Raw genomic sequence first — 14,226 nt, 5'->3', positions numbered from 1 at the left:
TGTGTATGCTCCGTCCACGTTTCCGGGCGCATGCTCACACTTATAAGAACAAGAACGTTGCCTATGACCCTCAGCTTCGACCTGTCGGGCCCCTCTGTGGAACCTCGGGTGATCCGCAAGCTTTACGCCACCCAGATGGCGGTCGAGCGCACGCGCCTTCTTTATCAGGGTTCGCTGTTGCCCACCCTGTTCATGTTGATCAACGGTCTGGTCTGCGCCGCTCTGCTCTGGAGCCCGCAGCGTTACTTCGTGGTCAGCGTCTGGCTGGTGTGGCTGTTGTCGCTGGTGGCGTTGCGGGTGATTCAGGTCGCCGCGTTCGACTCGGCGATTCCCGATCGCCAGGCCCAGCCGATCTGGGGGCGCATGTTCCTGCTCGGCTCGAGCATGACCGGCCTGACCCTGGCCGGCGCCGGCATCGCCCTGGTCCCGGCCGACAACTTCATGCAGCAGGCCTGGGTGTTCGGCCTGATCGGCGCCGCAACCCTGTCGGCCAGCGTGGCCTACGCCGTGAGCATTCCGGCGTTTCTTTCCTTTACCTTGCCGTGCCTGCTGCCGGCCATCGGCTACCTGTTCTGGGGCGGTGACGAACTGGCGCGGGGTTGGGGCTGGCTCGGGCTGATCCTGCTCGGCTCCCTGAGCGTGGTGGCGTGGCAGGTCAATCGGCTGATCGATCGCGGTTTGCTGCGGCGCTTCCAGAACCAGCACCTGATCGAGCACCTGCAACAAACGCAAACCCGCAGCGAACAGCTCAATCAGGAGCTGGCGAAGGAAATCGAGCAGCGGCGTTGCGCCGAGGGCAAGCTGCGCGAGGCGCAGGTCGAGCTGGAGGACCGGGTCGCCCAGCGCAGCCGAGAGCTGGACGTCGCCAACCAGGCGCTGAGCAAAAGCGAGGCGCGCCTGGCCCTGGCGTTGAAGGCCAGTGAGCTGGGGCTGTGGGACTGGAACCTGCAGACCGACGAGGTTCACCACACACAGATTCAGGAACTGTTCGGCCTTGACCCGCAATACGTCACCGGGCTGCTCAGGCATCTGCGGCCCCGGCTGCACCCGGAAGATGTGCCGCCGCTCAAGCGCGCGCTGATCGAGCACTTGAAGGGGCGCACCGAGGATTATCAGATCGAATACCGCGTGCGCCATGGCGACGGCCACTGGGTCTGGATCGAAGACCGTGGACGCGCAGTGGAGCGTGACGAGAACGGCCGGGTCATCCGCATGGTCGGCACCCGCCGCGACATCAGCGTCAGCAAAAGTCTGGAAGCCCAGCAGCAATTGGCGGCGACGGTGTTCGAGGCTGCCAGCGAAGGCATCGTGATTCTCGATCCGAATTACTCGCTGATCGCCATCAATCAGGCTTTCAGCCGGGTCACCGGGTATGACATCGACGACATGCTCGGACGCAACGTTGTCGAACTGCCGTGCAGTCGCGACGCCCGCCGTCATTACGTCGCGATCCGCCACGCGCTGGAGCAGCACGGCAGCTGGCAGGGCGAACTGGTGGAAACCCGCAAGAACGGCGAGCTGTATCCGCAGTGGCTGCAACTGAATGCCGTGCGCGACAGTCGGGGAAATGTGAGCCATATCGTCGGTTTCTTCGCCGATCTGTCGGCGCGCCGCGAATCCGAAGAGCGCATGCGCTACCTGACCCACTACGACGAGCTCACTGGCCTGGCCAATCGCTCGCTGTTCCGCGAACGCCTGCACGAAGCCCATCAGCGCGTGCGGCAGGGCGGGCGCCGGAGTCTGGCGCTGCTGCACATCAATCTGGATCGCTTCAAGCTGCTCAACGACAGCCTTGGCCACGAGATTGCCGACCAGTTGCTGCAAAAAATGTCCCGGCGTCTGGTCAATGCTCTTCCGGAAGCCGACACCATCGCCCGGCTGTCCGGCGATGAGTTCGCGGTACTGTTCGACGCCTACGGCAACCTGTCGAGCCTGGCGCGGGTCGCCACGCGACTGTCGAGCAAGCTGCGCCTGCCGTTGACCGTGGAAGGGCATGAGCTGGTAGTCAGCGCCTCGATGGGCATCAGCATGCTACCGGACAACGCCCGGGAGATTTCCGCGCTGGTCAGCCAGTCGAACATGGCCATGCAACATGCCAAGCACCTGGGCGGCAACAACTTCCAGTTCTACACCGACAGTCTGCAGGCCAGCACGCTGGAGCGCCTGCAACTGGAAAACCAGCTGCGCAAAGCCATCGAGGACAAGCAGCTCAACGTCTTCTATCAACCGAAACTGTGCCTGGCGACCGGCCGTCTCAATGCAGCCGAAGCGCTGGTGCGTTGGGATCACCCGACCATGGGTCGGGTGCCACCGGGGGATTTCATCGGTCTGGCCGAAGAAACAGGGCTGATCGGGCCGATCGGCGAATTCGTCCTGCGTCAGGCCTGCTGGCAGGCGTGTGAATGGCAGCGTCAGGGGCTGGCGCCGATCCGGGTTTCGGTGAACCTGTCGGTGCATCAATTGCGCCAAGGCAAACTGGTCAGTCTGGTGCGCCAGGTGCTGGAAGAAACCGGCCTGGCGCCGCACTACCTCGAACTGGAACTGACCGAAAGCCAGCTGCTCGACAGCGTCGAACACATCATCGCCACGTTCCAGCAGTTGCGGGATCTGGGGGTGAAACTGGCCATCGACGATTTTGGCACCGGCTATTCATCGCTGAGCTATCTGAAGCGGATTCCGGTGGATTACGTGAAGATCGATCAGGCCTTTATCCGCGGGTTGGGTGAGGGCAGCGAAGACGCGGCGATCACCCGGGCGATCATTGCGATGGCTCATGGGCTGTCACTTAAAGTGGTCGCCGAAGGTGTCGAGCGATCCGAGCAACTGGCGTTTCTGAAAGCTGAAGGTTGCGATGAGGTGCAGGGCTATCTGATCAGTCGTCCGGTGGAGGCGGTTGGCCTTGCCGCGTTGTTGCGTGAACAGGAAAAACCGCTGTAAGGGCTACATGCAGCGCATGTCGCCTGATCCGGGGGGATCCGGTTACGCATTGAGCAGGCAAAAAGCCGATTCATGTAGTATAACTACAAGCTTGCTACATCCCTGGCATCTGGCCAAAGCACATCTTTCCATAACAAGAGTCCAGCCCCTTGAATCTGCTGCAACACATCGCCCAGTCACGTCACCTGTTACGCAAGTCGGAGCTCAAGGTCGCCGACCACGTGCTGCTTGACCCTGCGGCAGTGATGCACAGTTCCATGGCCGACCTGGCCCACAGCGTCGGCATCAGCGAGCCGACCATCGTGCGCTTCTGCCGTGCCATTGGTTGCTCCGGTTTCCAGGATCTGAAACTCAAGCTCGCGCAAAGTCTCGCGGCCGGCGCCAGTTTTGGTCAGTTCGCGATCCATGAAGACGATTCCGTCGCCGACTACAGCCTGAAAATCTTCGACACCACGTTGCACACGCTGATGGAGGTTCGCGAGAAGCTCGATCCTCTTGAGCTGCAACGGGCGGTGACGTTGATGTCCCAGGCCCAGCGCGTCGAGTTCTACGGTTTTGGTGCGTCGGGTGCGGTGGCGGCGGATGCGCAGCACAAGTTCTTCCGTCTGCTGCTGACGGCAGCGGCGTATTCCGACCCGCACATGCAGGCGATGTCAGCGGTGACGCTGAAGCCGACCGATGTGGCGATCTGCATTTCCCAGTCCGGCCGTTCCAAAGATTTGCTGATCACCGCCAACCTCGTTCGCGAGAGCGGTGCGTCACTGATCACCTTGTGCCCGAGCCAGACGCCGCTGGCCGAGCTGTCGACCGTCAACCTGGCGATTGACGTGCACGAAGACACCGAAATCTACACCCCGCTGACCTCGCGTATCGCTCACCTGGTGGTGATCGACGTGCTGGCGATGGGCGTGGCCATGGCGCGCGGGCCGAGCCTGGTCAACCACCTCAAGAGCGTCAAGCGCAGCCTGCGCAGCTTGCGGCTGTCGCCAAAATCGGTGAAAGCGCTGGATGACTGATTGTTGTGGGGTGCAGGCAATCTTCATCTGCCTGTAACCCCGACGAAGCCAAACCGTCATCCCCCGGGCCTATCGTGAAACTCCCGTAATCGCCTTGGGAGACTCGAAATGGCTCAGCCTTACGAAGAACGCAACAGCGCCGCGAAAACCCGTCGTCAGCAGGAAGACCAGCGCCGCATGGAATTTCGCCGCGCTATCGAAGATCGCTTCGAACTCCGCCAGCTTCAGGCCGAAATCGGCGGTTTTCCCGAGGACATCAATCACTGGCAGGCAGCGCCGGCAGCTTCCCGTCGAAGCGCTCAACCAGCGCGCTGATCTGCACCCGTTCGCTGCGGATAAACGCCAGGAAGGCGTGGGCCACCGGTGACAGCCGTTTGGCTTTGGCTTGCACCAGGCACCAGCTGCGAAACAGCGGCAACTCTTCGACCGGCAGCTCGACCAGGCCGCCGGTCGCCAGCTCCAGGTTCAGGGCGTGGCGCGTCAACAGCGCCAGGCCCAGACCCGCCACCACGCATTCACGCTGGGCTTCGGCCGACGCCACTTCCTGGGTCTGGGTGAAGTGCACGCGCTTCTCCTTGAAATACTCCTCGCAGGCCAGCCGCGTACCCGAACCCGGTTCGCGGATCAGCAGGGTGTATGGTTCGAGGTCCTGCAAGCGCAGCGGGCCCATGTGCGCCAGCGGATGATCCGGCCGCGCCACGGCAACGATCGGGTTGTTGAGGAACGGCAGGAATTCCAGGCCCATGTCCTGCGGCACCATCGACATGATCACCAGATCGTCGCGGTTGTCGGAGAGTCGACGAATCACCTGGCCACGGTTGACCACTGTCAGTTGCAGGTTCACTTCCGGATGCTGGCGCTTGAACGCCGCGAACAGGTGCGGCACGAAGTATTTGGCGCTGGATTCCACCGCCAGTTTCAACTGGCCCTGCAGCGAACCCTGCATGTCCGACAGCTGCATGTCGAGGTTTTCCAGGCGGCCGAAGATGTCCCGGCTGGCGCGCTGCAGTGCTTCGGCGGCCTCGGTCATGTAGAGTTTTTTGCCGACGTAATCGAATAATGGCTGGCCGATCAGCTCTTCGAGCTGACGAATCTGTAGGCTGACGGCCGGTTGCGTGAGCGACATTTCCTCGGCCGCTCGGCTGTAGGAACGTAAATCACACACTTCGTTGAAGATCTGCAATTGACGCAATGTCATACGCATCAGGGACTTACGCATTTTCTACCGACTCTGGCCGCGGGCTGATGCGCTGACTATAAGTCTTTACTTATGCCTGACCCAATTTTTATTCATTTTTGTTAATCCCTTGTCAGCGCTAGTGTGGGGCCGAGACCAGATTGAAACATTTGGTCACGTGCCGACCTGGGTCTAGCAGGTCGTGGTGCCACCGGCTCAAGGGAACCTCCAAGTGATAACAAAGATCCTGATCGCCAACCGTGGTGAGATTGCCGTACGAATCGTGCGTGCCTGCGCCGAGATGGGCATCCGTTCGGTCGCGATCTATTCCGACGCCGACCGGCATGCCTTGCATGTGAAGCGTGCGGACGAGGCCCACAGCATTGGTGCCGAGCCACTGGCCGGTTACCTGAACCCGCGCAAGCTGGTGAACCTGGCCGTGGAAACCGGCTGCGATGCACTGCACCCCGGCTACGGTTTCCTCTCGGAAAACGCCGAGCTGGCAGACATCTGCGCCGAACGCGGGATCAAATTCATCGGCCCGTCGGCGGAAGTCATCCGCCGCATGGGCGACAAGACCGAAGCGCGCCGCAGCATGATCAAGGCCGGTGTGCCGGTCACGCCGGGCACCGAAGGCAACGTCTCCGGCATCGAGGAAGCATTGAGCGAGGGCGACCGCATCGGTTACCCGGTGATGCTCAAGGCCACTTCCGGTGGCGGCGGTCGCGGTATCCGTCGCTGCAACAGCCGCGAAGAACTCGAACAGAATTTCCCCCGGGTCATTTCCGAAGCCACCAAGGCTTTCGGTTCGGCGGAAGTGTTCCTGGAAAAATGCATCGTCAATCCGAAGCACATCGAAGCGCAGATCCTCGGCGACAGCTTCGGCAACGTCGTGCATCTGTTCGAACGTGACTGCTCGATCCAGCGCCGCAACCAGAAGCTGATCGAAATCGCCCCGAGCCCGCAACTGACCCCGGAACAGCGCGCCTACATCGGCGACCTGTCAGTGCGCGCAGCCAAGGCCGTGGGCTACGAGAACGCCGGCACCGTGGAGTTCCTGCTCGCCGAGGGCGAGGTGTACTTCATGGAGATGAACACCCGGGTGCAGGTGGAACACACCATCACCGAAGAAATCACCGGGATCGACATCGTCCGCGAACAGATCCGCATCGCCTCCGGCCTGCCGCTGTCGGTGAAGCAGGAAGATATCCAGCATCGCGGTTTTGCCCTGCAGTTCCGGATCAACGCCGAAGACCCGAAAAACAACTTCCTGCCTAGCTTCGGCAAGATCACACGCTACTACGCCCCCGGCGGCCCTGGCGTGCGTACCGACACGGCGATTTACACCGGCTACACCATTCCGCCGTTCTACGACTCGATGTGCCTGAAACTGGTGGTCTGGGCGCTGACCTGGGAAGAGGCGATGGACCGTGGTCTGCGCGCGCTCGACGACATGCGTCTGCAAGGCGTGAAGACCACCGCCGCGTACTACCAGGAAATCCTGCGCAACCCGGAATTCCGTAGCGGCCAGTTCAATACCAGCTTCGTCGAAAGCCATCCGGAACTGACCAACTACTCGATCAAGCGCAAACCCGAAGAGCTGGCCCTGGCCATCGCCGCCGCCATCGCCGCCCACGCAGGCCTGTGAGGAATACAAGAATGAGCAAGAAGATCTTTGTCACCGATACCATCCTGCGCGACGCTCACCAATCGCTGCTCGCCACCCGCATGCGCACCGAAGACATGCTGCCGATCTGCGACAAGCTCGACAAAGTCGGCTACTGGTCACTGGAATGCTGGGGCGGCGCAACCTTCGACGCCTGCGTACGTTTCCTGAAAGAAGACCCGTGGGAACGTCTGCGCCAACTGCGCGCTGCGTTGCCCAACACCCGCCTGCAAATGCTCCTGCGCGGCCAGAACCTGCTGGGCTATCGCCATTACAGCGATGATGTGGTCAAAGCGTTCGTCGCCAAGGCCGCGGTCAACGGCATCGACGTGTTCCGCATCTTCGACGCAATGAACGACGTGCGTAACCTGCGCGTGGCGATCGAAGCGGTGAAGGCTGCCGGCAAACATGCCCAGGGCACCATCGCCTACACCACCAGCCCGGTGCACACCATCGACGCGTTCGTCGCCCAGGCCAAGCAAATGGAAGCCATGGGTTGCGACTCGGTGGCGATCAAGGACATGGCCGGTCTGTTGACCCCATACGCCACCGGTGAGCTGGTGCGTGCACTGAAAGCCGAGCAGTCGCTGCCAGTGTTCATCCACTCCCACGACACCGCCGGCCTGGCAGCCATGTGCCAGCTCAAGGCCATTGAAAACGGTGCCGACCACATCGACACCGCCATCTCCAGCTTCGCTTCGGGCACCAGCCACCCTGGCACCGAATCGATGGTCGCTGCACTCAAAGGCACCGAGTTCGATACCGGTCTGAACCTGGAGTTGTTGCAGGAAATCGGCCTGTACTTCTACGCCGTGCGCAAGAAGTACCACCAGTTCGAAAGCGAATTCACCGCCGTCGACACCCGTGTTCAAGTCAACCAGGTGCCGGGCGGGATGATTTCCAACCTGGCTAACCAGTTGAAAGAGCAGGGTGCTCTGAACCGCATGGGCGAAGTCCTGGCGGAGATCCCGCGCGTGCGCGAAGACCTCGGCTTCCCGCCACTGGTCACCCCGACTTCGCAGATCGTCGGCACCCAGGCGTTCTTCAACGTGCTGGCCGGTGAGCGCTACAAGACCATCACCAACGAGGTGAAGCTCTATCTGCAAGGCGGTTACGGCAAAGCGCCGGGCACTGTGAACGAGAAGCTGCGTCGTCAGGCCATTGGCAGCGAAGAGGTGATCGACGTACGCCCGGCCGACCTCCTCAAGCCGGAAATGGCCAAGCTGCGTGCCGATATCGGCGCACTGGCCAAGTCCGAAGAAGACGTGCTGACGTTCGCCATGTTCCCGGACATCGGCCGCAAGTTCCTTGAAGAGCGTGCCGCCGGCACCCTCACCCCGGAAGTGCTGCTGCCGATCCCGGAAGCGGGCAAGGTGGCTTCGGCCGGCGGCGAAGGCGTACCGACCGAGTTCGTCATTGACGTTCACGGCGAAACCTACCGCGTGGACATCACCGGTGTTGGCGTCAAGGCTGAAGGCAAGCGTCACTTCTACCTGTCCATCGACGGCATGCCGGAAGAAGTGGTGTTCGAACCGCTCAACGAATTCGTCGGCGGCGGCAGCAGCAAGCGCAAGCAGGCTTCGGCACCGGGTCACGTCAGCACCACCATGCCGGGCAACATCGTTGATGTGCTGGTCAAGGAAGGCGACACCGTCAAGGCGGGCCAGGCCGTGCTGATCACCGAAGCGATGAAGATGGAGACCGAAGTCCAGGCCGCGATTGCCGGCAAGGTTACTGCCATCCACGTTGCCAAGGGCGACCGGGTGAACCCGGGCGAAATCCTGATCGAGATCGAAGGCTGAGATAACGGCCTCGATACAACGCTTTAAACCTCGGGGGGGCATGTGCTCCCCTTTTTTTGCCTTCAAGTTGCTGCCGCAACGTGCGGCAGCAGCCAGTCTGGGCTCAGAACGCCATTCGCCACTGGCCTGATACGCCGTGGTTTCGGTTGTCGGTACCGATCTCACCCGACAAGCCAATACCGAGTGTGTGGTTGGCCGAGACGGCCAGATCAAGCCCGGTGTCCAGCGTCAGGCTGTTGCGGTCCAGCTCTGCGCCATAAACGGTGTAGTCATGGCCACCGGTGACCAGACGTTGTCGGGTACTGGTGTCGGTCTCGCCATAAACATGTTTCCATCCCGCGCTGAATCGTGGCGTGAGGCGCATGCCGTTATCCAGCGTGCTGACTTTCGCCATGCGCAGGCCGACGGTGGTGTTGAAGTTGCCTTGGGATTGATCATCTACCCTGAGTGCCGCTGCCCCGCCTTTCTCGGTGTAGCTGTCGCGCTGGTAGCGCTGGTAGCCGAGGCTGGCAAAGGGTTCGATGCTGACGTTGGCCCGACCCAGGTTGTATCCCGACTCGATGAACGCTTGCTGGGTAGTGGCCTGGTAGTTGCCTTTTAGTCGGTCATGGAAGCGGCCGAACGCGACTTCGCGACGGGTGCTGCCTTCATGGCGGCTCCAGGTTGCGCCGAGCCGAAGTGACAACGGACCGGTCTGGCGCAAGGCGTAGGCGCCGAGGTGCCAACTGTCGAGATCGCCGTCCAGTTCCTTGCTGTCCATGCGCGTGTCGGAGGTGCCGCCCATCAAGCCCAGTCGCCATTCTTCGTCGAGGCGCCAGTCCGCACCTAGCAGCAGGCCTTTGGTGGAATGCTGCATGGGCTTCACATCGCGATCCAGTTTCCCGCTGTGGCCGAGGGCCTGCAGCCAGACCCTGCCGCTCTCAGCGTTTCCGGCTGCGTGGCGGGGTGCGTTTGGTTGATTGTCATGCAGGTTATCGAGTTGGTGCATGGCCGACAGCAAGCTGGCGCTGACCGGTGTGACGCTGCTCAAGGTTGCCTTGGCGAGGTTGGCGTTGCTGCCACCGGCCAGTTGATCGAGGGCAAGGGCGGCCGTGGTTTCGTCGGCGGCGAGCACGGCCGCAATGGCTGAGTTGCCCGGTGGTGAAGGGGAGTCCGTTGACGGTGGCTGGTCAGCCACTGGGGCTTGTTGAGCTGCGGGCGTTTCGGCCAGGACCGGTTCCGGTAAGGGCGCTGGTTTTTCCAGGCTTTCTTCGAGCGCGCTGCCACTCTCTGTCGTGGCGACTGTTTTGGATGGAATGTCGTCGGCTGGGTGAGCGGGTACCACGGGAATCTCGGTGCTGACGGGGATTTTTTCCAAGGGTGGAGCGATCCTTTCCTCACGCGTTGTTTCTTCAGCGACCTTGAGTGGAGTAGGTTTGTCCTTAGGTTTGCGCGGGTTCTTGGGTTTCACCTCTTTCACCACCGGCACGTCGGGCTCCGACTGCTCCGCCAGAGAAAATTCCACGCAACCGACTGCCAGCGCAACCGCCAGGACAAGATGTTGGAGCTTGTATTTGCATTGAATGGGCATTCCGTTCGCCTCAGGTGAAATGAGGCCAAACTGTAAAAGTCGACGCCGGTCCTCCGATGCCGGGCAATTCCGAGCCACATGCAGGTGATAGCGTCTGCTTTTGTAGCCCGGTCGCCGGCGGGAGGTGAACCCGCCATGATTACCCAATCGTCCAGACGCTTTTACCTACAACACCCGCTGAAATCCGGATTGGCGAAATCTCAAAAACTCATCTGCCACTGCCCGATCAACCCGTGATTACGGCTGTTGCTGCCAATCTCGCCGCTGTATCCCAGCCCCAGCGTATGTCGTGCCGAAACGCCCAGATCCAGCCCTGCTTCCAGCACCAGACTGTCACGATCCAGTGAACTGCCATCGACGTTGAACGCCGTGCCACCCACGACGAAGGCCTGACGGGTCGAGCTGCTGACATCGCCGTAGGTGTGCTTCCAGCCAGCGGCCATGCGCGGGGTGAGGCTCATGCCATTGTCCAGCGAGCTGAGGTGCGCCAGGCGAAGGCCGAAGGTACTGCTGAAGTTGTCCTGAGTCTGGCTGTCGACCTGCAAGGCCGCCGCGCCGCCCTTTTCCTGATAGCGCTCGCGGTGATAGCGCTGGTAGCCGAGGCTGGCGAACGGTTCGGCGCTGAGCCGGCCAGTGCCCATGGCATAGCCGAGTTCGGCGAAGGCTTGCTGGCTGTCGGCGTCGTAATCGCCTTTGGGACGATCGCTGAAACCATTGAATGCGATGGTGCGTTTGCTTTCGCCCTGATGGCCGCTGTACGCGGCGCCCAGGCGCAAGGCCAGCGGGCCGTTTTGATGCAGCGCATAAACACCGGCGTGCCAGCTCTCGACATTGCCGTCGACGCCGGTGGCGTCCAGGTCGGTCTTCGAATAGCCGCCGAGCACGCCCAGTCGCCATTGTGGATTCAGCGCCCAGTCGGCGCCGAGCACGCTGCCCTTGGTGCGCTGTTCCAGACCGCTGCTGCCGTGTTCGCCATCCAGCTTGCCGTAGCCGCCGATGGCCTGCAGCCAGAGCCGGCCCCGGGCATTCGGGTCATTAAGGTTTCGAGCTTCGGACGGAACGCCGTTAGCCGCGAGGATCGGCGTATCACGCTGATCAAGACCGACCATCAAGCCGGGACTGCCACCCATTTGCTGCATGGCCGAGAGCATGCTGCTGCCAACCTGGCTGCTGGCGCCGAGGGTGGCGCTGGTGAGGTTGGCGTTGCTGGCGCCGGCCAGTTGCTCGATGGCCGCGCCCGCGCTGGATTGAGTGGTGTTGAGCAGGGCGTTGTACAGCGCATTGTTCTTGCCGATCGAGGCCAGGCTGTTGGCGGCGTTGCTGCCGTTGCCGGTGGCGGCGAATTCATTGAACGCTACGTCATTGCGGGTGTAAGTCAGGTCGACCTGAGTCGGCGTGTAAGCGAGGGTCGGGGTGAGGAATGCGTAGTCGCTGGTGACTGCACCGAATGTGCCGTTGACCCGCGCTGCCTGCAGCACTGTGTAATGGCTCTGCCACGGATAAGTGCCGCTACCGGGATTGACCGCCAGCGTCGCGCCGTTGAGGTTGGCCGTGCCGCCAACCTGAACCGGTGCGCTGCTGCCATCGGCGTTGACGCCGTAGGCGAGGGTGGATGCGCTGCCCATGTTCAAGTCGTGCACGATGGTCGCGGTGCCGAGGCGGGTGTCGGTGCGCAACGTGCCATTGACGTTGAGGTTGCCCACCGAACCACCACCCGCATACACACCACCGGCGTCCACGGTCAGGTTGCCGGCGATGCCACCCTGGTTGACCAAAGTGGCGCCGTTGCGCACGGCACCGCCGTCGCTGAAGTCGTCGCTGCCGGTGAGCGTCCAGGCGCCTTGTTTGATCTCGAGCCATTCGAAATTGCGGCTGGTACCGAAGCTGCCGCCCGCCGCGTCGTCCATCACCACGCGGTCATATCCGCTGCCACCGTCGACCACGCCGACAAAGCGGCTGCCGCTGCGCAGGGTCAGGCTGTCATTGCCGCCACCCAGGTCCAGCGCCAGGCCGTTGCTGCCGCTGATCGTGCCGCCGTTGATCACGCTGTCGGCGAACTCTCCGACGAATTTCACGCCGAAGCCGTTGAGGCCCTGGATAGTGCCGTAGTTCTCCAGCGTGGTGGCCGCCAGCCCTGCACCGCCGCTTCCGTCATCTACCAGAATGGCGCTGTTGGCGCCGCTGATCAGTGCATCCTTGGCGTTGAGAATGTAACCGCCGCCCAGGGCAATGCCTTCACTGCCATTGGCGAAACCACCCTTGTCCACACCGCCGGCGCCGACGCCCTGGATGGTGCCGTAGTTTTCGATGTGGGCGATCTTGTCGATGTCCACGCCGTCGCCGTCGCCATTGGGTTGCAGCCCGGAATACGCGCCAGTGATGGTGCCGTGGTTGATCACCGTGCCGTCGCCATCGGAGCCGAAACCGGAGCCGTTGCGCCCGGTGATCTGCCCGTAGTTGACCAGCGTCGCTCCCAGGTCGGTGGTGATGCCATGGCGGCCGCCGGAAATCACGCCGTAGTTGGTCACGCTGACGCCGGTCGCGGTGTCGATATCGATGCCGTCGAATTTCTGGTCGGCGTTGTGCGAGTCGCCAGTGGAAATCTCGCCGTAGTTGCTGATGGTCGCGTTGGCACCGGTCTTCATGCCGTCGCTGGCGTCGCCACGAATCAGCCCGCCCGCGCGGTTGATGATCGTGGTTTTTACCCCGTCGCTGCGCAACGCATCCAGATCCAGGCCTTGGCCGGTAGTCGAGCGAATGGTGCCACTGTTGTCGATCAACAGGCTGCCGCTGACAAAGTTGCTGTCGATGCGAATCGCGTCGTTGGAACCGAGAATCTGCCCGCCGCTGCGGTTGTAGATCGCGTAGTTGCGTGCCTGGGTCAGATCGCCGCTGCTGTCGATAGCCCGGCCGCCGCTGGAAATGATCTTGCCGGCGTTATTGATGATCACACCGACGCCGCTGGTGCCGTCCTTGAGGCTCACAGCCTTGCCGCTGTTGGTGATGCTGCCCGGCGCCGAAATCGTCAGTGTGTCTTTACCGCCCAATGTTTGCGACGCGGTGGTGGCGGTGTCGATCTGCACGGTCTTGCCGTGGGCGGCGCTGGTGGCGATCAGCAGGGCAATGGCAAACGACAGGCGCTGGGGCGGGAAGGGCATGGGCAGAACGTCCTTTTTGTTATAAGCGGGGCGTCCTGTATAGCGGAGGGTTTTTACAGAATGATGTACGGCCTATGTGCATTCTTTTGCAGTTCAGGCCTCAGATTTGGACGTTCATCTGCAATTCATTGCAGATCCGACGGTGGTGCAGAGTCGAAATCGCAGCCTTGGACATCGTTTGAATGAGATGCCGCAGGCTGCGCTCTTTTACGTTCACTGGCTCAACCGCGGCACTCGACCAACCCCTTCACCTGCCCATCCGCCGTCTGATTCTCAACGCTCAACCAACGTTCGAACCCGGCCGCAATCGCCGGCCATTCCGAATCCAGAATCGAGTACCACGCGGTATCGCGGTTCTGGCCCTTGACCACCATGTGTTGGCGGAACACGCCTTCGAAGCTGAAGCCCAGGCGCTCGGCCGCGTATTTGGAGCGGGCGTTGCCGTTGTTGCATTTCCATTCCAGGCGGCGGTAGCCGAGGGCGAAGGATTCCCTGGCCAGCAGGTAGACCGCCTCGGTGCTTTTCGGCGAGCGCTGCATCGGGGCGCCGAAGGTGACGTGGCCGATTTCGATGCGGCCCTGAGCCGGGACGATCGACATCAGGCTGAGGATGCCTTGCACCTGGCCGCTGGCGCGGTCGATGACGCTGAAGAAATACGGATCGCTGTGGGCGGCGTGGTTGTTCAGCCAGTCATTGAAGGCACTGCGTTCCGGGAACGGGCCGTAGGGCAAGTAATCCCAGAGCTTCGGGTCGGCGCCAGGGCCTTGCAGGGCATTGAACAGGTCGTCGCCGTGGCGCGCCGGGTCGAGCTTTTCCAGACGGATGAAGCGGCCTTCGATCAGGGTGGTCGAGGGCGGCGGCACGCCTTTCCAGTCAGCGAGAGAAATGGTCATGCGCGTG

Annotated in this window: 9 protein-coding genes; 5 read left to right on the top strand and 4 right to left on the bottom strand. The window is 62.0% G+C overall.

Annotation, left to right across the window (positions count from 1 at the left end):
* Positions 1-63: 63 nt before the first annotated feature.
* From CAG25_RS01950 to CAG25_RS01940, 3 genes are all read left to right on the top strand, one after another.
* Positions 64-2,937, top strand: coding sequence for a GGDEF domain-containing phosphodiesterase (locus CAG25_RS01950; RefSeq protein WP_085612435.1), 2,874 nt, complete (start codon positions 64-66; stop codon positions 2,935-2,937).
* 149 nt (positions 2,938-3,086) lie between these two features.
* Complete coding sequence (gene hexR, locus CAG25_RS01945; protein WP_007954250.1) at positions 3,087-3,953, top strand: transcriptional regulator HexR; 867 nt, start codon at positions 3,087-3,089, stop codon at positions 3,951-3,953.
* A 108-nt stretch (positions 3,954-4,061) separates the two neighbouring features.
* Entirely contained in the window at positions 4,062-4,268 is a 207-nt protein-coding gene (locus CAG25_RS01940; RefSeq protein WP_085612434.1) for a PA3496 family putative envelope integrity protein, read from the top strand.
* Here the strand turns inward: CAG25_RS01940 and CAG25_RS01935 are convergent.
* Entirely contained in the window at positions 4,210-5,172 is a 963-nt protein-coding gene (locus CAG25_RS01935; RefSeq protein WP_039765068.1) for a LysR family transcriptional regulator, read from the bottom strand. The two genes, CAG25_RS01940 and CAG25_RS01935, sit on opposite strands and share 59 nt — an antisense overlap.
* Positions 5,173-5,362: 190 nt before the next feature.
* Here CAG25_RS01935 and CAG25_RS01930 point away from each other — a divergent pair, with 190 nt between their 5' ends.
* Complete coding sequence (locus tag CAG25_RS01930; RefSeq protein WP_007954255.1) at positions 5,363-6,778, top strand: acetyl-CoA carboxylase biotin carboxylase subunit; 1,416 nt, start codon at positions 5,363-5,365, stop codon at positions 6,776-6,778.
* Between the two features lie 11 nt (positions 6,779-6,789).
* On the top strand, positions 6,790-8,598 hold the full coding sequence (gene oadA, locus CAG25_RS01925; protein WP_039765069.1) for a sodium-extruding oxaloacetate decarboxylase subunit alpha: 1,809 nt from the start codon (positions 6,790-6,792) through the stop codon (positions 8,596-8,598).
* Positions 8,599-8,701: 103 nt separating this feature from the next.
* On the opposite strand, the gene CAG25_RS01920 is transcribed toward oadA, so the two are convergent.
* From CAG25_RS01920 to CAG25_RS01910, 3 genes are all read right to left on the bottom strand, one after another.
* Complete coding sequence (locus tag CAG25_RS01920; protein WP_371857697.1) at positions 8,702-9,775, bottom strand: autotransporter domain-containing protein; 1,074 nt, start codon at positions 9,773-9,775, stop codon at positions 8,702-8,704.
* A gap of 593 nt (positions 9,776-10,368) precedes the next feature.
* The gene (locus CAG25_RS01915) at positions 10,369-13,326 is read right to left on the bottom strand and encodes an autotransporter domain-containing protein (protein ID WP_085612432.1); all 2,958 of its coding nucleotides are present in this window, start codon (positions 13,324-13,326) and stop codon (positions 10,369-10,371) included.
* Positions 13,327-13,547: 221 nt separating this feature from the next.
* Positions 13,548-14,219: a GNAT family N-acetyltransferase gene (locus CAG25_RS01910; RefSeq protein WP_085612431.1), complete on the bottom strand. Its 672-nt coding sequence runs from the start codon at positions 14,217-14,219 to the stop codon at positions 13,548-13,550.
* Positions 14,220-14,226: the final 7 nt, after the last annotated feature.

Origin of the sequence: Pseudomonas sp. B16(2017) (assembly GCF_002113205.1) — a bacterium.
GTDB lineage: Bacteria > Pseudomonadota > Gammaproteobacteria > Pseudomonadales > Pseudomonadaceae > Aquipseudomonas > Aquipseudomonas pharyngis.
This window is presented reverse-complemented; position numbering and strand designations above follow the sequence as displayed.